Source organism: Vibrio sp. 10N.239.311.G01, assembly GCF_041465805.1.
Lineage (GTDB): Bacteria > Pseudomonadota > Gammaproteobacteria > Enterobacterales > Vibrionaceae > Vibrio > Vibrio crassostreae_C.
Map to the genome: position 1 here is coordinate 158,014 of NZ_JBFSRM010000002.1, position 24,510 is coordinate 182,523.

Annotated in this window: 18 protein-coding genes; 7 read left to right on the forward strand and 11 right to left on the reverse strand. The window is 46.4% G+C overall.

Going from position 1 to position 24,510, the window contains the following annotated elements:
- Positions 1–364 precede the first annotated feature (364 nt).
- Positions 365–2,425 carry a prolyl oligopeptidase family protein gene (locus tag AB6D06_RS02105; protein WP_372109888.1) on the reverse strand — a complete coding sequence of 687 codons (2,061 nt, stop codon included), beginning with the start codon at positions 2,423–2,425 and terminating at the stop codon, positions 365–367.
- A gap of 11 nt (positions 2,426–2,436) precedes the next feature.
- Positions 2,437–3,354: a LysR family transcriptional regulator gene (locus AB6D06_RS02110; RefSeq protein WP_372109889.1), complete on the reverse strand. Its 918-nt coding sequence runs from the start codon at positions 3,352–3,354 to the stop codon at positions 2,437–2,439.
- 247 nt (positions 3,355–3,601) lie between these two features.
- On the opposite strand from AB6D06_RS02110, the gene AB6D06_RS02115 reads away from it, so the two are divergent.
- The 3 genes from AB6D06_RS02115 (at position 3,602) to AB6D06_RS02125 (ending at position 9,949) form a co-directional block, all read left to right on the forward strand.
- Positions 3,602–5,308, forward strand: a complete 1,707-nt coding sequence (locus tag AB6D06_RS02115; protein WP_017085042.1) for an L-lactate permease — start codon at positions 3,602–3,604, stop codon at positions 5,306–5,308.
- A 204-nt stretch (positions 5,309–5,512) separates the two neighbouring features.
- A complete protein-coding gene (lldD, locus tag AB6D06_RS02120) occupies positions 5,513–6,652 on the forward strand; it encodes an FMN-dependent L-lactate dehydrogenase LldD (protein ID WP_010432610.1) in 1,140 nt (379 codons plus the stop codon).
- A gap of 441 nt (positions 6,653–7,093) precedes the next feature.
- Positions 7,094–9,949, forward strand: coding sequence for an FAD-binding and (Fe-S)-binding domain-containing protein (locus AB6D06_RS02125; RefSeq protein ID WP_372109890.1), 2,856 nt, complete (start codon positions 7,094–7,096; stop codon positions 9,947–9,949).
- A 121-nt stretch (positions 9,950–10,070) separates the two neighbouring features.
- Here AB6D06_RS02125 and AB6D06_RS02130 read toward each other — a convergent pair whose 3' ends face one another.
- From AB6D06_RS02130 to AB6D06_RS02160, 7 genes are all read right to left on the reverse strand, one after another.
- Positions 10,071–10,313 (reverse strand): hypothetical protein, encoded by a 243-nt coding sequence (locus AB6D06_RS02130; protein ID WP_017061558.1) that lies wholly within the window; start codon positions 10,311–10,313, stop codon positions 10,071–10,073.
- A gap of 152 nt (positions 10,314–10,465) precedes the next feature.
- Complete coding sequence (locus AB6D06_RS02135; protein WP_050653167.1) at positions 10,466–12,202, reverse strand: ABC transporter permease subunit; 1,737 nt, start codon at positions 12,200–12,202, stop codon at positions 10,466–10,468.
- Between the two features lie 4 nt (positions 12,203–12,206).
- Positions 12,207–13,736, reverse strand: coding sequence for an ABC transporter substrate-binding protein (locus tag AB6D06_RS02140; protein WP_372109891.1), 1,530 nt, complete (start codon positions 13,734–13,736; stop codon positions 12,207–12,209).
- A gap of 48 nt (positions 13,737–13,784) precedes the next feature.
- On the reverse strand, positions 13,785–14,636 hold the full coding sequence (locus tag AB6D06_RS02145) for an ABC transporter ATP-binding protein (protein WP_017065049.1): 852 nt from the start codon (positions 14,634–14,636) through the stop codon (positions 13,785–13,787).
- On the reverse strand, positions 14,633–15,391 hold the full coding sequence (locus AB6D06_RS02150) for an ATP-binding cassette domain-containing protein (RefSeq protein ID WP_102321379.1): 759 nt from the start codon (positions 15,389–15,391) through the stop codon (positions 14,633–14,635). Before AB6D06_RS02150 ends, AB6D06_RS02145 begins: the two co-directional genes overlap by 4 nt.
- A gap of 220 nt (positions 15,392–15,611) precedes the next feature.
- Positions 15,612–16,949 (reverse strand): MATE family efflux transporter, encoded by a 1,338-nt coding sequence (locus AB6D06_RS02155; protein ID WP_372109892.1) that lies wholly within the window; start codon positions 16,947–16,949, stop codon positions 15,612–15,614.
- A 209-nt stretch (positions 16,950–17,158) separates the two neighbouring features.
- Positions 17,159–18,028, reverse strand: coding sequence for a GyrI-like domain-containing protein (locus AB6D06_RS02160; protein ID WP_017061552.1), 870 nt, complete (start codon positions 18,026–18,028; stop codon positions 17,159–17,161).
- A gap of 115 nt (positions 18,029–18,143) precedes the next feature.
- On the opposite strand from AB6D06_RS02160, the gene AB6D06_RS02165 reads away from it, so the two are divergent.
- From AB6D06_RS02165 to AB6D06_RS02180, 4 genes are all read left to right on the forward strand, one after another.
- On the forward strand, positions 18,144–19,292 hold the full coding sequence (locus tag AB6D06_RS02165) for a PLP-dependent aminotransferase family protein (RefSeq protein WP_372100711.1): 1,149 nt from the start codon (positions 18,144–18,146) through the stop codon (positions 19,290–19,292).
- Between the two features lie 313 nt (positions 19,293–19,605).
- The gene (locus AB6D06_RS02170; RefSeq protein WP_017065056.1) at positions 19,606–20,595 is read left to right on the forward strand and encodes a rhodanese-related sulfurtransferase; all 990 of its coding nucleotides are present in this window, start codon (positions 19,606–19,608) and stop codon (positions 20,593–20,595) included.
- A 201-nt stretch (positions 20,596–20,796) separates the two neighbouring features.
- Entirely contained in the window at positions 20,797–21,054 is a 258-nt protein-coding gene (locus tag AB6D06_RS02175; RefSeq protein ID WP_009846137.1) for a YdcH family protein, read from the forward strand.
- A gap of 96 nt (positions 21,055–21,150) precedes the next feature.
- Positions 21,151–21,675, forward strand: coding sequence for a GNAT family N-acetyltransferase (locus tag AB6D06_RS02180; protein WP_372100713.1), 525 nt, complete (start codon positions 21,151–21,153; stop codon positions 21,673–21,675).
- On the opposite strand, the gene manA is transcribed toward AB6D06_RS02180, so the two are convergent.
- Positions 21,672–22,877, reverse strand: a complete 1,206-nt coding sequence (manA, locus tag AB6D06_RS02185) for a mannose-6-phosphate isomerase, class I (RefSeq protein ID WP_372100738.1) — start codon at positions 22,875–22,877, stop codon at positions 21,672–21,674. The genes AB6D06_RS02180 and manA overlap by 4 nt on opposite strands.
- Positions 22,878–23,168: 291 nt before the next feature.
- Positions 23,169–24,509 (reverse strand): MFS transporter, encoded by a 1,341-nt coding sequence (locus tag AB6D06_RS02190; RefSeq protein WP_065583566.1) that lies wholly within the window; start codon positions 24,507–24,509, stop codon positions 23,169–23,171.
- Position 24,510 lies beyond the last annotated feature (1 nt).

A 24,510-nucleotide genomic window follows, 5' to 3' on the forward strand; every position in this document is an offset into this window, starting at 1 on the left:
CTATTATTTTTTTGAGTTTTCATCGAACAGGGAAATATTAAGCAATGAAAGCGTTGAAAAGTTGGTTGCTGTTCACACTGATAAATCAGCCTAAATGCCATGAAACTTTTAGAATATCCATGACGAAAACTACTGATTTAAGATCAACAGGTTACGGTTGATATTGCGTGAGATATCAGCTTGAAATCGCTTTCATTTCATCAGTATTGGTGGCGGCTATCACGGAAAACAGTGTGTGAAAGTGAAGGAAATATGACGCAGTTTTGATTGGTTTTCATATATATGAAAAGCCTCAAAATCTAAGGTAGATTTTGAGGCTTCTTGGTCTGAGTAAAATACCCAGTTATCTAGAATCAAGCATTCGTTAAAGTGAATCTAGAGACGCAACCCCCATATTGAACAGAGTAAATGCGTAGATATCGGCGGTGAGATCGATCGCTTTACTCAGCGGCATTCCAGCACCATGGCCCGCATTAACATCGATACGAATCATCACGGGCGCTCCGCCTTCATGCTTATCTTGCAGCTCTGCAATGAATTTATAAGAGTGAGCAGGTACCACGCGATCATCGTGATCAGCTGTAGTAACCAATGTCGCAGGGTAATCCGTGCCACGCACCACATTATGAACCGGAGAATAGCCAAGCAGATATTCGAACATCTCTCTGTTCTGCGCTGATGTACCGTAGTCGTACGCCCAGCCTTCACCAGACGTGAATGTGTGGTAACGCAACATGTCCAACACCCCAACCGCAGGTAAAGCCACTTGGAACAACTCAGGCCTTTGTGTCATACACGCCCCCACCAACAAACCACCGTTAGAACCGCCGCGGATCGCTAACTTATCGCTACTGGTGTAGTTTTCTTCAATTAAGAACTCTGCAGCAGCAATGAAGTCATCAAATACATTCTGTTTTTGTTGTTGTGTACCGGCTTTGTGCCACGCCTTACCGTATTCGCCACCACCACGTAAGTTCGGCACTGCATACACACCACCCAGTTCCAGCCAACTACCCACCGTTCCCGAGAAGGAAGGGGTTAGGCTAACGTTAAAGCCACCATAGGCGTACAACATGGTTGGATTATTACCATCTAACACTAATCCCTTCTTATAAGAGATAAGCATCGGAACCTTGGTGCCATCCTTCGAGGTATAGAAGACTTGTTTAGACTCAAATTGATCCGACTCAAACGGAGACTCAGAGCGTTGGTAGATTTCAGAGCTTCCAGATTCAACATCAAAAGAGAAAATCGTTGGCGGCGTTACATAGTTGGTAAAGGTGTAATGAAGCTGGGTTTGCTCGTTTTTTCCACCTAAGCCGCTGGCCGTTCCGAGACCAGGTAAGTGGATTTCACGAACCAGATTGCCTTGGTAATCCAGCTGCTCAATCTTAGACACCACATCGACCATGTAATGAGCAAACAAGTAACCACCGCCCGTGCTGATATCTAACGGCTGTGGCTTTTCAGGAATGATATCGAGCCACTGTTGACTGCGAGTATCAAAGCTCACCACCTTGCCATTAGGCGTATCGAGATTGGTGTATAAAATGAAGACTTCATCTTGGTTATCGATGAGGTACGTATCGCTATCCACATGATCAATCAGCGTGTTCAGCGATTGTTCTGGTGAATTTAAATCGATATAGAACAGCCTGTTACCCGATGTCGACTCTCGACCTAGAATGATCAAGTAACGGTCGTCTTCGGTGGTATAGCCTGATACATAGCGGTGCTGCTCAGCGTTGTTCTCGCCAAAAACCACTTTGTCGCTAGCTTGCTCTGTACCCAACTCATGGAAGTAAAGTTTGTGCTGTTCGGTACGTGCAGAAAGCTGGCTACCGTCTGGCTTATCGTAACTAGAGTAATAAAAGCCACGATTACCCAACCAAGAAATGCCGGTAAATTTAGCGTCTGTGATTTCGGCTTCAAGCTGCTGTTTAGTCTCGGTATCAATCACAAAGATCTTACGCCAGTCGCTACCACCCTCTGAAATACTGTACGCCACTAGGCTGTAATCTTTAGAAAACGACACCGAACCCAGTGATGTAGTGCCATCTTCCGAGAAGGTATTCGGATCTAGGAAAATTTCTTCTTGTTGCCCTTCTTTCTGACGATAGAGAATACTGTGATTCTGCAAGCCATCGTTCTTGTAGAAGTAGGTGTAATCTCCTCGTACAAACGGCTGCGAGCTCTTTTTGTAGTCTTGCGCTTTTGCTAATCGCTCTCGCAGTTCTGCGCGATACGGAATTTGAGCAAGGTAACTGAACGTGACTTCATTTTGGCTCGCCACCCACTGCGCGGTTTCGTCGCTTCTGTCGTCTTCTAACCAGCGATAAGGGTCTTCAACTATGTGATCAAAATAGTCATCGCTGACGATCTGTTTGTTGGTGACTGGATATTGATACTCTTTTAAATAGCTCATCGTGATCCTTATTAAAAATAATGTGAAATCGTCAGGTAACGTGTTCTGATGTGTTCAATCAATAACTTAATCTTGTTCGGTGGCTGGCGCGTAAAGGGGTACACCGCATAAATACCGAGCTTCTTGCCGACTAAATCAGGGAAGATGTCCACCAGCTGACCATTGCGAATATCGTGATACACCAGACAACGTGGCACGTACGCAACACCATGACCGCCCAACGCGGCTTTTCTTAATGCCGTCGCATTATCGGTAGAAAAAGAGCCCGAGACGCGCACTATGTATTTATCGTTATCAGTAAAGCCATCTTTACTATGCAGAAATTGCCACTCACTGGCACCCGTTGTTTGATAAGCGTATTGCAGACAATTGTGCTCAACCAAATCCTTGGGCTGCATCGGCTTACCATTCTTGGCGATATAAGACGGAGAAGCACATACCACCCATTGAGAGTCCAAGATATGACGGGCAATTAAGCTGGAGTCTTCCAAGTAGCCGGTTCTAATCACTAAGTCGAGGCCATCATCAACCAGATCCACAAAGCGATTGTTAAGAGACATATCGACCGTTAAACCTGGGTGCATATTACAAAACTCGGCAACAGCGTCTGCGAGAATCAAATCTCCGGAGATAGTAGGCACTGACATTTTGATATGACCACTAATATTTTCACCAAAGCCTGAAACTGCGTCCATAGCCTCTTGAGCCGCCTGCTTCACATTTTTGGCTCCGTGTAACATTGCCTTACCCGCCTCGGTAAGCGTCAATTTACGCGTGGTTCGATATAATAGCTGCACGCCAATCTCTTCTTCCAAACGCGCAATTCTCTTACTAACTACCGAATTTGTAAGGTTATTTTGCTCTGCCACCTTACTAAAACTGCCCAGCTCTACTACCTGTGAAAACAGGATCAAATCGTCTGCTCGCATTTGATTATGCCAATTTTGGAATTAATTATTTTCATTATTTCCCTATATCAATAAAAAATAAAGGGGTAAATTCACGCCAAATTAACAAAACAATTACAAAAACAGCTTTTGCAATCACATCGGTTACAAATAAAGCGACTCTAATTACAACAATTGAATCCTCGAGATTCAGATTACACCTACAAAACTAATGACGTGTTATTCACTTCAAACATGAACGTTTGAAAACAAGTACGAGGAAGTACCCATGAGTGAAACTCTACTAGCATTATTGGCCTTTTCGCCAATAGTTGTTGCAGCGATTCTGCTGGTTGGCCTTAACTGGCCTGCAAAAAAAGCGATGCCAGTGGCATTTGCATTAACCGTTGCTATCGCCCTATTCGCATGGGATATGTCTAGCACTCGCGTGCTGGCTTCAGTATTCCAAGGCTTCGGCATTACCGTGTCGGTTCTCTGGATTGTGTTTGGCGCCATCTTCTTATTAAACACTTTGAAACACACCGGAGCTATCACCACCATCCGCAACGGATTTACTGACATATCAGCAGACCGTCGTGTTCAGGCAATCATCATTGCTTGGTGTTTTGGTTCATTCATTGAGGGCGCATCTGGCTTCGGCACACCGGCTGCCATCGCTGCACCACTATTGGTTGCTATCGGATTCCCAGCGCTGGCTGCGGTATTGATGGGCATGATGATCCAATCTACACCGGTATCGTTCGGCGCGGTTGGTACACCTATCATCGTTGGTGTGAACAAAGGTTTGGATACGCACAACATTGGTGAAAGCCTGATTGCCAATGGTTCAACATGGGATGCTTACCTACAACAGATCACATCAAGTGTTGCAATCATCCACGCCTGCGTTGGTGTGATGATTCCTGTATTGATGGCGATGATGCTGACTCGCTTCTTCGGTAAGAACAAAAGCTGGACTGAAGGTCTTGATATCCTGCCATTCGCACTGTTCGCAGGTGCCGCTTTCACCATTCCTTACGCACTAACGGGTGTTTTCCTCGGTGCTGAGTTCCCATCACTGATTGGTGGTTTGGTTGGCCTTGCGATTGTTGTAACAGCAGCAAAACGCGGCTTCCTAGTACCTAAATCAAAATGGGACTTTGAAAGCGAAGACAAGTGGCCAGCAGAATGGCTAGGTTCTTTGAAGATCGATCTTGATGACACTCATTCAAACAGTAAGCAAGGTCATAAGAAAATGAGTATGGCGATGGCATGGGCACCTTACGTGCTGCTCGCTGTCACTCTCGTTGCTAGCCGTGTGAGCCCTGAGTTCAAAGGCCTACTTAAGAGCGTTAGCCTTTCTTTCAGCAACATCCTTGGCGAGACAGGCGTAAGCACAGCGATTCAGCCTCTGTATCTACCTGGCGGTATCTTGGTCTTCGTCGCACTGGTTGCTGTTCTAATGCAATCACGCAGCGCAACACCACTGGCTAAAGCTTTTGGTGAGTCGAGCAAGACTCTAATAGGCGCTGGCTTTGTGTTGGTGTTCACCATCCCAATGGTTCGTATCTTCATTAACTCAGGTGTGAACGGCGCTGATTTAGCAAGTATGCCAGTAACCACTGCCAACTTTGCAGCTGACCTAGTCGGCGGCGCATTCCCAGCGTTAAGTGCCACGGTTGGTGCGTTAGGTGCCTTCATTGCAGGTTCAAACACCGTTTCAAACATGATGTTCAGCCAGTTCCAATTCGAAGTAGCACAAACTCTGTCGATCTCTAGTGCCGTGGTTGTTGCTCTGCAAGCCGTTGGTGCTGCAGCAGGTAACATGATTGCGATTCACAACGTGGTAGCCGCATCGGCGACCGTAGGCTTATTAGGACGCGAAGGCGCAACACTACGTAAGACAATCATCCCAACGTTCTACTACTTGGTGATGACCGGAATCATCGGCCTAGTGGTTATCTACGGCTTCAAAATGACAGACGCACTTATGTAAACCATAAGTCGTTACAAAAGCACTTGGCGTTAATACTCAATTCCCCGACTGTAACACCGTCTAATAAGACAGTTGATGAGTTTCGGAATGGATACTAAAACACATCAACACCCCGGGTATTAACGCCATTTTATTAAGAACAACAAGCAGCCCAAGCCAAGCTCTCATAGAAGGGCAACATCCCAAGAATTTAGGACTGAAATTATGATCATATCCGCATCGACTGATTACCGCGCCGCAGCAAAAGCGAAATTACCACCGTTTCTTTTCCACTACATTGACGGTGGTTCTTACGGAGAACATACCCTACGCCGCAACACGGCCGATCTTGCAGAGATCGCGCTCAAGCAGCGTGTCCTCAATGACATGTCGGACCTAAATTTGGAAACCGAGTTGTTTGGCGAAAAGCTGGCGATGCCGATTGCATTAGCTCCGGTTGGCCTAACAGGCATGTACGCACGACGTGGCGAAGTCCAAGCGGCTAAAGCGGCTGACAACAAAGGCATCCCTTTTACGATGTCGACAGTATCGGTATGTCCGATTGAAGAAGTCGCACCTAAGATTGAACGCCCAATGTGGTTCCAACTTTACGTGCTAAAAGACCGTGGCTTCATGAAGAACGTATTGGAACGTGCCAAAGCGGCAGGCGTAACAACGCTGGTATTTACGGTAGACATGCCTGTACCTGGCGCTCGCTACCGTGACATGCACTCAGGAATGAGCGGTCCAAATGCAGCAATACGCCGAGTATTCCAATCTATGCGTCATCCTAGCTGGGCTGTTGATGTTGGCCTACTTGGTAAACCGCACGACCTTGGCAATATCTCTACTTACCGAGGTTCTCCAACCAAACTGGAAGACTACATCGGTTGGTTGGGTGACAACTTCGACCCGTCGATTTCATGGAAAGACCTAGAGTGGATCCGTGATTTCTGGGATGGCCCGATGGTCATCAAAGGCATTCTTGATGAAGAAGATGCAAAAGACGCCGTGAGATTTGGTGCAGACGGTATCGTAGTTTCAAACCACGGCGGTCGTCAGCTTGATGGTGTTCTATCAAGTGCTAAAGCACTGCCTGCGATTGCAGATGCGGTAAAAGGCGACACCAAGATTCTGGTCGACTCTGGCATTCGTACTGGCTTAGATGTAGTTCGCATGATGGCGATGGGCGCAGACTGCACCTTGCTTGGTCGCTCTTTCGTTTACGCGTTAGCAGCGCAAGGACAAGCAGGTGTTGAGAATCTACTCGACCTATATGACAAAGAGATGCGCGTTGCAATGACATTAACAGGCGCTAAGACAATCAAAGACTTAACTCGCGAATCTTTGGTAGGGCTAGATTAAGCGGCCACGATTCTGATTTAGGGTCAGATTCAGATTCAAACTAATGCTTTGGTCTACTTCGACTGAAGTTCAATCGGTGTCACAGCAATTCCACTGCCGTTGTGACACCGTTTAAGCACTGGAAAATAAAATAAAAAGCTAGGGCGTGTTGATCTTTCGAGCTGATTTTTGCAGCGAGTTGCTGGGTATTTGTACAAGGCAGAGGCGTCGATGTGTAGCTAGCCTACATAAGAAGCCGATAACGTAGTAGAAATGGCCAGCAAACGCTGCCCGAAGGGTTCAGCTAAAAGCGTTTTACTCTTTGTTGAGGGGGATTTGCTTAGAGTGACTAGGCTACTTCCCCCTCGCCGCGATTAAAACGCTTTTATCTCGAACAAAATTTAATCACGAAAGGTCAACACGCCCTGAACAGTGCCAAATAAGAAGCACAAGGAAGCAAAGATGGAGACAACCACATCCCATGAGCGAGTAATAGACGCACAAGCTTATCAGCAGCTTGAAGCGATACTGGCTCAAAAAATAGAAACAGAACGCATTGTCACTCAAGAGGCAAAGCGATTGGCTTACGGCACCGATGCGAGTTTCTATCGCTTGGTGCCGAAAATGGTTCTAAGGCTCAAGAACTTAGACGAAGTTATATTCACCATTCAAAGTTGTCGCGAACTCGGTATTCATTTTACCTTTCGCGCCGCGGGCACCAGCCTTTCAGGGCAAGCCGTTTCAGACTCGGTACTCATCACACTGACCGATGATTGGCGTGGCCATGAAATTGTCGATAACGGCAATCAGATCATCCTTCAACCGGGTGTGATTGGCGCTGATGCAAACAAATACCTTGCCCCTTACCAACGTAAAATCGGCCCAGATCCAGCCTCTATCAATACCTGTAAAATCGGTGGTATTGCCGCGAACAACGCCAGTGGCATGTGTTGTGGTACTGCGCAAAACTCGTATCGCACCGTTGAAAGCATGAAAATCGTATTGAGTGATGGCTCCCTGCTTGATACGGCTGATAACGCAAGTGTTGAGGCATTCAAGCAATCGCACAAAGAACTGTTTGAAGGCATTGTTGAGTTACATCAACAAACAGCTTCAAACCAAGAACTTGCAGACAGAATCCGCCACAAATACCGTCTTAAAAACACCACCGGCTACGCGCTCAATGCATTGGTCGATTACCACGACCCAATTGAGATCATAAAACACCTGATGATTGGCTCAGAAGGCACACTAGGCTTCATAGCCGAGATCACTTACAACACGGTGATTGAACACCCGAACAAAGCTTCAGCGCTATTGGTGTTTGCCGACATCGAGCAAGCAAGTAAAGCCGTAACTACATTATCCAAAACTCCGGTTGCAGCCGTTGAGTTGATGGACGGCAGGGCGCTACGTTCTGTCGCGGATAAACCGGGTATGCCTGCGTTTATGCCAAACCTAGATTTAGAAGCGGCGGCTATTTTGGTGGAATCACACGCCAGCTCCCAGCAGGACTTAGATTTACAATGTAAATCAATTTTGGATGCATTGGCTGATTACACGATTGTTGAATCGGTCCCTTTTACGTCCGATCCAAAGACTGTTGCAACCCTGTGGGGCATTCGAAAAGGCATGTTCCCAGCAGTTGGGGCCGTTCGTGAAGTTGGCACAACCGTTATCATCGAAGACGTGGCTTTCCCTGTTGAAAACCTGGCTAACGGTATTCGAGAGCTGCAAGAGTTGTTCGATAAATACGACTACAGCGAAGCGATCATTTTCGGTCACGCCCTTGAAGGCAACCTGCACTTTGTATTTACTCAAGGCTTCGACAGCCAAACAGAAATCGATCGCTACGGCGGTTTCATGGATGACGTTGCCGAACTGGTCGCGGTGAAATACCAAGGTTCCCTGAAAGCAGAACATGGCACTGGCCGTAATATGGCACCTTATGTCGAATTGGAATGGGGCAAAGACGGCTATGCCTTGATGCAACAGATCAAAGCGCTGTTTGATCCAGAAAGACTGCTCAACCCCGGCGTTATCATCAACGACAACCCGAATTCACACATCACCAATTTGAAGCCAATGCCTGCTGCCGATGACCTTGTCGACCGCTGTATCGAGTGTGGCTTCTGTGAGCCTGTTTGTCCGTCTCGTACCTTAACTCTATCGCCACGCCAACGTATAGTGCTGTACCGCGAGTTACAACGCCGCCGAGCTGCGGGTGAAGAGATAGAAGCAAGCGAACTAGAGAAAACCTTTGAATACCAAGGCATTGATACCTGCGCGGCAACAGGCCTGTGTGCTGAGCGCTGTCCGGTAGGTATTAATACGGGTGACTTAGTGAAGAAGCTTCGTGTTGCCAAGTATGAGAAGTTCACACCAATCGCTAAGTGGACAGCGGATCATTTCTCGACCACCACTAAGCTGACCAAGGCTGGCCTCAAAACCAACCAAGTGGCGAGTAAGGTTCTGGGCGCCAACACGGTCGGCAAGCTTACCAATGGCCTACGCTCAGTGACCAAAGGCGCGACACCGATTTGGATGCCAGAGATGCCGCAATCCAACAATCACTCCCTCACGGCTTCACCAATGACAGCCGAAACATCGAACAACGCGAAGAAAGTGGTTTACCTCCCTTCGTGTGCCAGTCGAACCATGGGGCAACAAAGTGATGCGGGCGACCAACGTCCTCTTACTGAAGTGACCATGTCTTTGCTCAACAAGGCAGGATTCGAGGTAATTCTACCGAAGAAGCTAGATGACCAATGCTGTGGTATGCCTTACGACAGCAAAGGAATGACCGACTTAGCACAGTCGAAGGCTCAGCAGTTGGAAGAAGTGCTATGGCAAGCCAGTCGTCAGGGTGAATACCCAATATTGATGGATACCAGCCCATGTGCTAAACGCAGTATTGAACAGTTCACCAAGCCATTAGAGGTGTTAGAGCCAACAGGGTTTGTGAATCAATATTTGCTTGAACATCTGACGCTTGAGCCGCTACAAGAAACCGTGATGCTGCATGTCACGTGTAGCTCTCGTCGAATGGGCTTAGAAGGCGCGATGTTAAACCTTGCTAAAGCGTGTACCGAAGAGGTGATTGTTCCAGAGCATATTCAATGTTGTGGTTGGGCAGGTGACAAAGGCTTCACTACACCAGAGCTGAATGAGGCGGCGGTACACCCACTCAAGGAACAAGTGCCGAGCAACTGCACTCGTGGCTTTAGTAACAGCCGAACCTGTGAGATCGGTTTATCACACCACAGTGGCATTCCGTATCAATCAATCTTGTACTTGGTGGACGAAGTGGCGCAGTAGATCCACTCATACTGCGAGCAACGTGCTCTAGCTTAAAACGAAAAATGGCAGCCCAATCAGGCTGCCATTTGTTTATTCGATTTAAAACGTATTACCGAGCTAGATATTGCTGAGCTAGCGGCTACTGAGCTAAGCGCACCAACTCTTCTGGCGAGTAGTGTTCTGCTTCTGCGCCTTTGGCGATTAAGTCGATCACTTGGAACTCGTTCATGTCACCAAACTCTTTGGTTAAGTAATCACGGAACGCTTTCTCGTTCGGCCATTTGCCTCGCACGATATAGCCATCTTCCTTATCGAAATCTTCCGTCTCAAAGAAAGAAAAGTCGGTCATACCAATATTGTGGCAATACAAAACGAGATACATGTTGAATCCTTTACACTGAACTAGGGCCTGTTTAACTTTCGAGCCGATCAAAAAGCGTCTCTAAAAAGCAGGCCTAAGGTTACAACATAAATGCTAAATCGAATACCCAATCGGATCGTCAATTTAGAAACCTCAGCGACCGGATCTTTACGTTAGTCATCAAACATCATGTTAATGGCTGCACCCAACAAGATCAGCCCAACAATTGGCCCCATGACTGCTAATGGCGCGCGCTCAATGTATGGAAGGTTCTCTGCGATCATCAAACCCCATTCAGGTGTTGGTGGCTTTGCCCCTAATCCGATGAAGCTCAGCGAGGTCAGACTTAGAGTGATAACCGGTAGCCTCAACATCGCGTGTCTTAACAACGGTGGCAATACATACGGAAGTAAGTAGAAACGGAAGATTCTAAGCTTACTGGTGCCCCATAGTGGCGCGAGGTGCGTATAAGGTTGCGCCTTGGCTTCTACGATCAAGCTTGAGCAGTGCGCGGCTAACGGCGCCCACGACACCAATACAATCGCGATTAATGCGCTGTTCGGATTCATCCCCGTTAAACCTGCAACAAGCAAGCCTGCAATGATGTATGGGATACCCTTAGTGATCTCGATAAGGCCTTGGCTAAAGCGGGTGTTGAAACCCATGATGATGCCCGTCACCAAGCTCAAGAACGTTGCCAATATGCCGGCTTGGAAGGTCGCAATCATACCAGAACCAATTCTCGCCAGTAGGTCTCGACCAATGCCATCTGCGCCCAAAGGTGCTTGCCAACTCGGTGATGCCAAGCGTGCGAATTGGCTAGTGTATGGGTCTCGGAATGCAGCCCATACAACGATAGCAATTAGGAAAGAGAAGATCGCAAAAGCAGTGACACGCTTTGCGCGGTTCTGGGTAAAACGAAACGAAGAGTGGCTACTGATGAGCTTGCCGCTTTTCAGGCTGTGGCCAAGAATCAATTGCTGAACAAACAAGCTCATGCTGCTCACGGCAATTGAAAATAGCAGCAACACCAATAAGCCGCCTTGCAGCGTTGGTAAGTCTTGCGCCTTGGCTGCACCAAGAATCATGCGCCCGATACCAGGGATCGAGAAGATAAGCTCAACCGCGACTGCGCCACCAGTTAAGCCAATCACGATCATCGCGATTTGCGGGATCAGACTGCTCAGCGCTCTTTTCAGCGCAAAGCGAATAATTTGATTGGAATGAACGTTGGCACTGAGCCAAGTGATCACCCAAGGTTCATTGAGAACGCGTTGTAAACTGTCTCTGAGTAGGCGACTAAACAAGCCACTTGCAGGCAGTGCAAGCGCTAAGCTCGGTAGCCATATGTCTTGCCAACCTTGCCAACCATACGGTGGTAGCCAACCTAACCAGATAGAAAACACCAATATTAATACCGAGGCCACCACATACTCTGGTAACGATATTAATACGGTGCTTAAACTGCTGTAACTCTGCCCTAGTTTGCCCTTCTTCCAACTGCGTAAGGTAGCAAGTAAGCCTGCACCACACAGTACGAAAGTCATCACAAGTGCGCTAGACATCAAGAACAGAGACGTAGATGCTGTTTTTTGAATGCTTAATGCAACCGAGGAACCATCAATCCATGATTCACCTAGATCACCTGAAAAAGCACTTCCTACCCAGTCGAGCAGGCGCTCAATAGCTGAACGGTCAAGCTGAAGATCAGCGCGTACCGCCGCTAAAGCTTCAGGCGTAAGCAGGTGTTGTTGCCCCGCCCTAGCCCGCAGAATAGATTGGCTTGGATCGATGCCTGCAATGTCAGGCATCAAACCAACAAGAATCACCACCACAATCAGTGAGGCGATTCTTGATAGCCAAGGCGTCAAGATAAATAGAGTTCGACGCAGAGTCTCAGCAGATAACATTTATTTAGTTAGCCTGTGTTGCCGGGTTAACTTGTGTCGTTTTTTTGACCTGTGTAGTTTGGTCAACCAAGCGACGTTCACTTGGGTCACGAACGACATTGCTTACACGCTCACTTTCACCTTGAATCACACGTTCGTGAAGCAGCGGGATAGCCGCGAAATCGTTAAGGATTTTTTGTTCAGCTTCGATGATCGCTTGGTGACGCAGCGCACCTAGCGGTTGTAGGTCAGCGTGATTCAGTGCTTTATCTACCTCTTGAGAACAGAACTGGCCAAGGTTGAATGAACCCTTACAACCAAAGTCGCTCATCATGTAAGCCACTGGGTCACCCGAATCTAGAACCGTTGCACGAGAAAGGATAAACGCGTCAAACTTACCAGATAGCGCATCGTTCTCGATCTGAGCATATTCACGAATATCCAGCTCAACCTTGAAACCAGCCGCTTCAAGTTGTTGCTTCAGTAGCGCTGCCACTTCTGGAAGCTCTGCACGGTCGGTAAAGGTACCAATAACAATGCTTTCGCCGTTCGCTTTTAGCGTTTTGTCAACTGCCTGACCTTCAGGTCGAATTGGTTCAGCCCAAGCAAGTGCAGGACCTAATAGGCCTTGCGCGATATCCGCGTGGTTTTCATAAACAGTATTCACGATCTGCTCACGGTCTACTGCAGCTGCCGCTACCTTACGCAGTTCAATATCGCTAAATACGCCTGACTTGTTGTTCAGGTAAAGCGTATTAGTACGAGGCATTGCCACTTCGTAAAGTAGGTTCGGATCAATGGTCGCGATTTGTGAAACGGGTACCGCTTCAACGACGTCAGCCGTGCCGGTTCTCAGTGCTGCAGCACGAGCAAAACCATTAGGAACGTATTCTGCAATTACAGATTCTACTTGCGCTTTTTCGCCCCAGTAGCCGTCAAAACGTTTCAGTTTCGCGCTGGTTGTGCCGTTGATTTCAGTCAGCTCAAACGGGCCAGTACCTGCGCCAATTGGACTAACACGACCATCTTCTTGATAAGCACTTGCTGCTAGGATCGCTAATTGAGGGCTTGATAAACGGCTTGGTAGAAGAGGGTCATCAAAGCTGGTTTTAATCTCTACACGGTAGTTGTCCATCGCTTTCACTTCTAGCTCTACGCCATCTAGGATGCGCGGCTTAGGTGCTGCTTCAAGCGCTTTTTGTAGAGAGTTCACTACAGAGTTTGCCGTTAATGTCGAACCGTCATGGAATTTAACGCCTTGGCGAATCGTGAACTGCCAAGTCAGAGGATCAAGATGTTTCCAATCCGTTGCTAGCATAGGTTCTGCTTCTGAGGTTGGGCTCAGGTTAACCAGAGTTTCTGCTGTGCTCCAACGAGATAACTTAAAAGCGTCATCAGAAAGTGGCGATAAACCCGTTCTTGGTGGTTGCATCATCGCAACTCGAATTTCAGATTTTACTGCGGCATCGCTAGACCCTGGTTGAGAGTCAAAACAGCCCGTCAAAGGCAGAGCCAACGCAAGCGTGCAAGCCAGTTTGATTGAATTAAAACGCATAATTATTTTTTCTCTGTAGCTGTATTTTTTTAATAAATAAGGTTGTGTTTAACAAGTAGATTTCGAAAGAGGCTGAGACTCGATCAGCATCTGAGTCGCAGGATGAGCAGGTTTACTCATCACTTGATCGGTCGGTCCGTGCTCCACCATTTCACCATGGTCGAGTACCAGTATTTCTTCACAAAGGGCTTTTGCGGCACCTAAATCGTGAGTAACCAAAATAAGGCGCATATCGCGCTTCTTTTTTAATGAATTAACCAAGTCCAACAACCTTTGGCGATTCACTGGGTCAAGGCTGGCAGTAGGTTCATCGGCCACCAGCACTGCGGGTCTAACGACAAGAGCCCGAGCAATAGCCACACGTTGAGCTTGACCTGTAGAAAGCTGATTAGGTTTCAGTAAGAGCAAACTGGCAGGCAATCCAACGTCTGAAAGCGCCTCTTCAATGATGGCTTCATGATTACCCGAAACATCTAAGTTACTTAGAGGTTCGGCTAAGATCTGTCGAACGGTATAGTAAGGGTTGAGGCTAGTGTGGGGCTCTTGAGGCACCAATTGAATCAAGCGACACACCGTTGCTTGCGCTTTGCTATCGCGAATTGGGAGCGAATAACCGAACAAGTTTATTTGACCAACGGTTGGCGCTTTAAGGCCAAATAGCAGTTCAATTAACGTTGATTTACCGGCACCAGAACGCCCAACAATTGCTAGGCTTTTGTCTTCAACATTAAGGTCTATGTTCTGTAGCGCTTTGAACGCTTTACCACCCAACCAACTTGGTACGGAGTAGTAGTGAACACTCACATTGTCGAACTTAATCTCTATCGGTGTTTGTGTTTCTGAATCAGTCACTGGCATTAATGGCGAGGCTTCTGAGTTTAGTGATAAGGTCGAGCTCATTCGATTAAGTCTCTCAATGAACAGCAGAAAGCGTGAGAGCTCGACTCAAGTGCATGTTTCGGTGCACCGTAAGCCACCACACCACCATCATCGATGACTAACAGCTTGTCACACGCCAACGCGCTATGCAGGTCATGGGTGATGAGTAAACCACCAATTTGACGCTGTTTAACATTGTGTCGAATCAGCTTAAGTATCTCTTGCTCTGTCACCGGATCTAACGCACTGGTTGGTTCATCGGCGATGATAATATCGGCGTTACTCAGCAAGCCAATCGCAATACACACACGTTGGCGTTGCCCACCCGAAATTTGGCTCGGGTACAACGGCAAGATGGTTTCTGGATTAGGAAAACCAAGTTGATTCAGCAACTCGGTAATTTGAATTTTTTCTTTTGATTTAAGCTTAGTGCGAGTTCCCGTCAAGGCAAGGCAGAGTTGACCTTCTATTGAAACCAGAGGGTTCAAAGCTTGAAGCGCATCTTGGAAGATAACTGCGGGGCGCTGTGTGGCAGTTCTTTGCAACATAGGCAAACCACATACCGCTTCACCAGACAGAGAAATATGACCTTCAACCTCGACCGTTTCTGGCAGAAAACCCGCAATCGCACGTGAAAGCATCGACTTACCAATGCCTGACGGTCCCATGATCGCCAACAGCTCACCTCGATAAACATCGAAGTGGATATCTTGGAAAAGGGTTCTCGAAGAGGTTTTGATCGTTAGGTGGTCAACAGACAAAAGTGGGGTGTTCACGCAGATACTCATAGATAGATGTTATAACATAACAACCTTATCATTTAGCTGAGGTGATGAAAAGCGGACATTGAACTGTATCGCGTTTTACTTACAATTTTATTGACCATTTATAGTGAGTCATTACATACAAAAAAGCGCTCTCTAAATTTATCGTGTAAAAATAGTAAAGCGCTTTCATAAAATATTAATAATGTATTAAAGATGGCGATTAGGCAGCTTAGTTAATGGCACCCTGCACTGCATCTTTCACTGGGTAACACTTCTGCTTAACTTGTGCGATGAACGGATACAGGAACGCAATACGCCCAAGATAGAACAGAGTAAACGCTAACCACAAACCATGATTGCCCCACGCTCCGACCGCAAACGCTTGAACAGCCAAGAACACCAACAAAGTGGCAATACTAGAATCTCGAACCGGACGTGTGGTTCCTGTTCCAGTAAAGATGCCGTAAACCGTTAAGCCAAAGCCAGCCACTAGCGGGAACACAATCAGCCACGGGGCCATCTCTTGGTACAGCGTGACCAGCGCTGGAATATCGGTAAACAAGAAAACAATCATGTCTTTGAATATCAGGGTTAAAAGCGTCAGCGCAGCAATGAAACCTGCCGTCCATTGGAAGTTAAGCCTTAATACTCGATCCAACATTGAAGGATTCTTCTGTCCCACCGCTTTACCCGCAAATACACTTGATGCGTTGGCAATGCCGTCAAACATATAGCTGACAATGAAGGTCACCTGCATCAAGATCGCGTTAGCCGCTAGAACATCGGTACCCAGTTTAGAGCCAGTACGCGCCATCATGTTGAAGAACACCAAGATACAAATGGTGCGAAGCAATAGATCGGTATTCGAAGAGATGATTGTCGATAGGTCTTTCTTGGTCATCTTCGAGCCTTGCAGGAACTCAGAGACCGAGATATTGCTGGTCTTCATCACCAAGGTCACACCAATCGCAAAGGTGGTAACTTGTGCAATCAAACTTGCGTAAGCCACACCTGCGACACCCAAATCGAAATAAAGTACAAACACCGCATCCAAGACAATGTTCAACACATTACCAAACACTTGTGTATAAAGAACGTCTTTGGCTTTCGCCTGTCCCATTAACCAACCAATAATGGTGTAGTTAAGCAACACGAAAGGCGCGCCATAAATCAAAATACTGAAGTAGATATGCGCGTGCTCGGCTACATTGGCTTCAGGCTCTATCACCCACATTGCGCCTTGCCAGATGAGTGGTTGTATCAAGATAAAGATCAAACCCACTAAACCAGACAGCACAAACGGACGCATCAAGCTACCCGCCAAATCAGTGCGGTTTCCCTTACCCAGTGCCATCGCACTTTGGCCCGTGGTACTGACACGGAAAAAACCAAACAACCAATACATGGTGTTCATAACGATGGTGCCGATCGCCACGCCGCCAATCAGTTCAGCAATACCAAGTTGGCCGATAACAGCGGTATCCACAGCACCTAGTAGAGGCTGTGTCACCGTTGAGATGATGAAAGGGAAGGCAATTTTCAGATAATCTTTGTGGGTAATGGTCATATTCTATCGAGTGATATTAAGAACTATTTGCAATTAGAATGAAATGCTATCGTTTAATCCGTACGTTGTCATCATTTACTTAGAGTAGATTATCAACAAAGCATCTTTATCTTAGTCCAACTGCATAGAATCGTTGGCTGCTATTGGTTGTGCTAATTTGTCTCAACAAAAGATCAAAGTCTGGTTCAACAAAACAGCACAACCATCGATTAGTAAAAGCTCACGGGAAGGTAGAAATCGAGTTCGAACACTTCATCGGTGTTGAGAAAATGATTCTGATGATAATGCACATACGCGGGAGTCGAGCGCTGTTTGAAACCAGATGTGGGTAGCCACTTTTCTAACACCATACTGATCTGTGGTAGCAGTTCTCCATAGCGGCCATTTAGTCGAAACACAGCGTGTAAGCCGCCCGGAATCACCATCTGATTAACTACGCTACGATACTTAATCGGCTCATCAATCGCGATACACGCCACATAACGACACTGATCCATTTCAACCCAAGCAGGGTTTGAGTGATGCAAACCAAATTGGCTCGAAAAATCACGCTGTTCGGAATTCGCCCACGCTTTCAATATCAACCACGCATTGCGAATAGAGCGGTTATAACCCGTATGTCGAACATAGGCCGCCATGCGTTCAGGCACTTCAACGATCTTGGGTTCGGGCAATACTCGCTGCGCCACATTCAAATAGCCCGCCGCCACTTCGGGATCTTTCAAATAGGGTTTTTCTGCTACTTGTAAATCGTGTTTACGCCACTCGCCCGGAGACATATTAAAGGTCGCTTTAAATGCTCGACTAAACGAAGACACCGAGCTAAAGCCACATTTATGGGCGATCTCGACCACTGACGAGCTGGTATCAAACATCAATTGGTTGGCTGCATACTCCATTCGAGTGCGTCGGATATATTGATGCAACGACTCCCCGACCACGCTTTTAAAGGTGCGATGAAAGTGCTGTTCTGAATAGGCCGCTATCTCAGATAACTCTTTGGCAGACAAAGGCTGACTGATGTCTTGGTGAATATGGAACAGGACATCATTGATTCGCGATATGTGTTGACGTGACATCGTTTAAATAGCATAAATGGACATGTTTAAGAGCATAAACGGACACGCTAGTTTTTACAATTGCCGTGTAATATCAAGCGATAGAATAAAAACGATAAACGACGAGACACAACACATGGAAATCGCACAGTCATTACAACAGATTCAATCTTCATACATTCGAGAGATCCTCGCAGCCGCAAGTGATCCAAATGTCATCTCATTGGCCGGTGGTTTACCGGACGAGAAAACATTCCCAATCGATTTAATGAAGCCAACGCTAGAAAACCTAGCGAACATGCCTGAAGTTTTCCAATATGGTTCTACTGCTGGTTACGGCCCGTTGCTTGACCACCTAACACAAAGCTACCAGTTGCCAGAGTCACACACAGCAATGATTTGTACTGGCTCTCAGCAAGGTTTGGATTTGATTGCGCGTGCGTATGTTGACCCGGGTGATGTGGTTGTGATGGAAGCGCCAAGCTACTTAGGTGCGATGCAGGTGTTTGGCCTAGTTCAAGCAAACATTGCGACCGTGTCTCAAACTGAATTTGGCCCGAACCTAGACGAACTGGAAACGTGCTTTGCACAGCAATCACCGAAGATGTTCTATGCCGTACCTGATTTCCACAACCCAACAGGTGTGTGCTGGGCAACAGAAACTCGTCAAAAAGTCGCTGAGCTGTGTATCAAATACAACGTGGCATTCATCGAAGATGCACCATACCGTGAGCTGCGTTTCACAGGTACAGAACTGCCGTTGGTTTCTTCGTTCTGCCCTGATAACTCTATCGTTCTTCGTTCATTCTCTAAGATTGCATCGCCAGGTTTACGTATTGGCGCAGTAACAGGAAAACGCAGCTACCTTGAACCACTGATCAAAGTGAAGCAAGGCGCGGATTTACACTCAAGTGTACCAATGCAAGCACTGCTTGTTGGTCTTCTCAAACATGAAGACTTTGGCGTGCATATGGAAAGCATTCGCACCCTGTACAAGTCTCGTTATGAAGTGCTGTTCTCAGAGCTAGAGCAACAACTGCCTGCAGATTGCGTGTTAAAAGCCGTAGATGGCGGAATGTTCATTTGGGTTGAGATCCCAGAGTGCGACACCTTCGAACTGGCGAAAACCTTGCTATCGAATGGCGTAGCGGTAGTACCAAGCCCAGTATTTTATCCAAAGGCCGATGAAGCGAAAGCCGCACTCCGCTTAAACTTCACTAATGCCAATCCAGAAGAATTGACGGAAGCGGTAAAACGCTTAGCAGAAGTACTTAACCAAGCGTAATCGCTGATTAAGTCAGACAGATTCAATACCAAGGCCCTGATGTATTTTTACAGCAGGGCCTTTTGGTTTGGGAATACGTGTTGTAATTCGAACCAGATAAAACGGTTTCATTGCATTTCTTAGTCCAAAAGCCACACTAATAACAATGCTAAATAGCCCTACTTTTGGTTGGTTTTTGTCCTTCCTTGGCTTGGTTATACTGCGGCGGATTTTAATAAGCCAATATGGGCAAACCTGAGTAAATCAAACTCAGTATGTATCATAAAAGGCAACCGCTCTGGATTTACGTTCCAGCTCGCAGAAAGGAAAAACCATGTCTCAATATGTTGTATGTGCTCTGTATAAATTCGTAGCACTTGATGATTACCAAGAAATTCGCCAGCCACTCACTGACGTGTTAGAAGCCAACCAAATCCGCGGTACTTTGTTACTTGCGAGTGAAGGTATCAACGGTACCGTTGCAGGTAAGCGCGAATCGATCGACGCCCTTCTTCAATGGTTCAAACAAGATTCTCGCTTGGCTGATGTTGTTTACAAAGAGTCGTTCAACGAAGAACAACCATTCAACCGCACCAAGGTTAAGCTTAAGAAAGAGATCGTAACCATGGGCGTTGAGGGTATCGACCCACGCCACGTTGTCGGCACTTACGTGAAACCAAACGAATGGAACGCTCTGATTTCTGATCCTGATGTAATTCTGGTTGATACTCGCAACGACTACGAAGTGGACATCGGCACCTTCAAAAATGCTGTAAACCCAAACACAGAAACCTTCCGTGAATTCCCTCAATACGTTGAAGACAACCTTGATCCTAAGAAGCACAAGAAAGTTGCGATGTTCTGTACTGGCGGTATTCGTTGCGAAAAATCAACAGCCTACATGAAAGAGCAAGGCTTTGATGAGGTTTATCACCTTGAAGGCGGCATTCTTAAGTACCTAGAAGAGGTACCTGAAGAAGAGAGTATGTGGGAAGGCGACTGCTACGTATTTGATGGTCGAGTTGCAGTAAACCACCAGCTAGAAAAGAGCGGTTACGATGTGTGTAACGCGTGTCGCCTGCCAATCACTGACGAAGACAAAGCCTCTAAACACTTCGAGAAAGGCGTAAGCTGCCCTAAGTGTATTGATAAGCACAGCGACGAGCAGAAAGCCCGTTTCCGTGAACGTGAAAAGCAAGTTCAACTGTCGAATGCTCGTGGCGAAACCCACGTAGGCGGCGAAGCTGCTCACCTTATCGAGCAACGCAAAAAAGAGAAGCTTGCACACAAAGAGCAGCAACGCTCTGGTAAGAAAGCAAAGTAAACTTTCTGCTTTAAACTCTTATAGTTCTAAACATATAACTATAAATAGTTAGCTATATACATACAAAAGGGCGCAATTTCGAGGATAATCCCACGAGTTTGCGCCCTTTTTTGATCGCTTTACGGCTTTGTGTTTTGAACCACATTTCTTTCGAAAAATTACTTCTATACTGTTAATAATTCGACTAGAGAGGAAGTGCCAATGCTCAATGAAAACCATGCCTTTATCTTAGATTTCCCAGATCTTAAATTAGACATTGTTCAGCTCAACCACGACGACGAAAAATTCAAAGCAGACATGCAGAAATACCACCAACTCGACTACGACATCCGTCAGCTAGAAATCTCTGGCAGCCCTATCGATGACGACAGCATGCACAACCTCAAAGTAGAACGCATGGAGCTAAAAGACTCGCTACACAAACAGCTCACGCGCCACCACGCACTTAAGATCGTATAGAAAAATCAATCCAATACTTTATTCTAAGCCATGCACCACGCATGGCTTTTTGGTTTCATCACTTCGCAAATCTAAGCTAATTCGGCTTCTTCAATTATGTTACTGTTTGCTTATTCAAAGGCGTTTGATAAGGAAGCGGTAAAAGTGGCAATGAAAGAAGAGAATATACAACTCCAGCTCGTTTCAAATTCTGAATTCGAAGAACTGTTTGCGTGTGTTAAACAAGGTCTTTTCATACACGTAGATGACGTTTTCGGCTGGGATGACAACTTCCAACGCCTACGACTTTTAAACGAATACCATCCATCTTGGTTTCATTGGATATATCGCGAAAATGAGAGAGTAGGACTCGTCTGCTTTAAGCCTTATGACAACGCATACCATATTCATCTGCTGATCATTCTCCCTCAATACCAAGGCCGTTCGCTTGGCAAGCAAGTCATGACTCTCATACATAAAAAAGCTATGGCAGAGCAACTTAGTCAAGTCACTCTATCGAGTTTTAAAAGTAATACTCGTGCTATTAACTTTTATCAATCGCTTGGCTATCACGTTGTTGATGAAGGAGATGATGATTTTGTGGGGATGGAGCTCAATCTATACCACAAACACCATCTCTAATTAAACGCCCTAGCCACTCGCCCATTACTGCTCAGTACATAATGACCAATATAAGCTGGGATAAATACCGATTGCCCTTTGGTGAGTGTTAGGTGTTCACCTTTCTGACTCATTAACGTTAAATCATCATCTATCGCCATTAAAATTTCAGCACCGCTTGTGATCACTTCTTCTTGCTGAGGGCGATGAAAGATATTGAAATCAAAATCACTGACAGGAATATCATAACTATCACATTGACCCAGTTTTGAGGGCGCTAACAACAAGCGTTCAAACGGGATCGGTTTGAACTCTGTACAGGCAACCAACTCGGCGACATCAATGTGCTTTGGCGTTAAACCTGCTCGCAAAACGTTGTCTGAATTTGCCATGATCTCGAGCCCAGTTCCCTTAATGTAAGCATGCGGAGTATTCGCATTCAAATACATCGCTTCACCCGGGTTCAATGTGATCAAGTTAAGAAGCAGAACACAAAATAGACCAATATCGTTTGGATACTGATGACTAAGCTCAATAACCAAAGCAAACTCCGCTTGGTCTTGATGAGCAGCCGCGTAAGTCAGAAGTTGCTCTAATGCTTGATGTTTACGTTGTTCATTCAACGTTAATAGATCGCGGAAAAACGTCTCTAAACCTAGAGAATCAAGGTTATTGCCAAACTGTTCAACCAAACTAGCCAGCTCGCTCGAATCTAACTTTCTGAACAGACCTAATATTTCATCGAACTCTCGAAAGCCATTCATCGCTTGGTATTCAGTGATCGCGTAAACCAATTCAGGCTTGTGGTTTGAGTCTTTATAGTTACGATGCCCTGCGGTTAGAGGGATTCTTGCTTGCTCTTCTCTCGCAAAGCCAATTTCAGCTTGTCGCTTGTTTGGGTGCACCTGAACCGACAGCGCCTTTTCTGCCGCTAAGATCTTAAATAAGAACGGCAGCTCACCAAACTCCTGCGCAATATCGCTTGATAGATAGGCCGGTTTATTCTTGTTAATCAGCTCAGAGAGAGGCACCAAGTGCTGGTCAAGCTTAACCATTGAGCAACCTTTTGGATGCGCTCCCATCCAAACTTCCGCTTGCGGCTCTTGTGACTCATTCTGAAAGCCAAACAGTTCACGTATCGAAGAAATGCTCCCCCATGCATAATTTTGGATGGTGTTTTCCATTGGGAAAAATGAGTGTTCTGAGAGGTGGCTGAGTGACATGGCGTTTTCCATAGTGAGGCCTTTGAACATAATTCAGAGAGCTGATTTCTAATAACGTAAATAATTAGAAAGACTACAGAGAGCAGCTAGGACCCACATGAGATGAGGTCTTAGACGCAATAGGAAAAATTCTTAGAAACAGGTGAGACCGATGAAAAGCGTGAAAATAGTCACATTTGAATATCACGAGTAGAAAGCGCTGAGAATAAGATAGCGGCTTGTATCGCACTGATTACAGCAGCGATACAAGCATCTGAATACAAACACTAGTGACTATCTTGTTATCGTTCCTTAAAAACCAGAGCGAGCTTCTGCACTTTTCTGAGGTGATTGAGCTTGTAGGAAAGGCAGTAACAGCAAGCCAATAACGGCCGCACAAGTAGAGATGGTAATGAAGAACCCACTCCAGCCGTAAGCTTCTAGAACGAGCGCTAATGGGTAACCAGAAAGTGCTGCTCCCATATAAGCAAACAAGCCAACAAAACCTGTCGCCGCCCCGGCAGAGTCTTTATGTGAACATTCCGCCGCCGCCATGCCAATAAGCATTTGAGGGCCAAAAACAAAAAAGCCAACGCAGAATAGCCCAGCCGCTTGAAACACAAAGTTGGTTAAAGGCATAAGCCATAAAGCCGAAACCGAAAGGAAGATGCCAATCGCAAACAAGATGTTCATTGGACCGCGGTTGCCACCAAACAACCTATCCGATCCCCACCCAGCAACAAGTGAACCAACAAAACCTCCTATCTCGAACAGAGACAAGGCAGCGTTGGCGTTGATCAAACTGTAATCGTGTTCTTCGGTGAGGTATAAATTGCCCCAGTCGTTAACTGCCGTTCTTACGATGTAAACCAACACATAACTAAAGGCGAGCAACCAAATGTACTTATTGCTGAACACATAGGTTTTCAGGATCTCTCGATAGCTTAACCCTTGCCCATGGCTCTCTTGCGCTAATTCCAGGTGATCACTGCGCCACTTCCCTACCGTCGGAAGTCCCATGGTGGTGGGCTTGTCACGTAAGCGCCAGCAGACAATAAGACCGATAAAAACACCAATCACACCCGGCCAGATAAACCCAGCTCGCCAACTGAACTGCAGCGTTAGATAACCCACAAGAATAGGGATAAGCGCTCCACCAACGTTGTGCGCTGTATTCCAGATTGCCCAGCGAAAGCCTCTTTCGGAGCGAGAATACCAAGTCGTCAATAACTTGGAACACGATGGCCAGCCCCAACCTTGGAACCATGCATTCAGTACCCATAGCGAGATAAAAGCCGCTAACGAACTCGAAAAGCCAAACGCGATGTTTATCAGACCAGTCGCGATTAGGCCAAGCCCCATGAAGTAACGAGGGTTCGACCGATCCGATATCGTGCCTGAGATAAATTTCGATAAGCCATAAGAAAGATAAAAGAGCGTGCCAATTAAGCCGATATCGCCTTTGTCCAAACCTAGATCGGTGATCATTGCAGGCGCGGCGTAATTAAAGGTTTTACGAGTGAAGTAAAAACCCGCATAGCCGACATACATTCCTATCATGATGTGAAGGCGCCAATAGCGATAACTCTGATTGACCTCATCATCAGTTAGAGCATCACTCTCTGACGTTGTTGAGCGCAGAAATCCAAACATA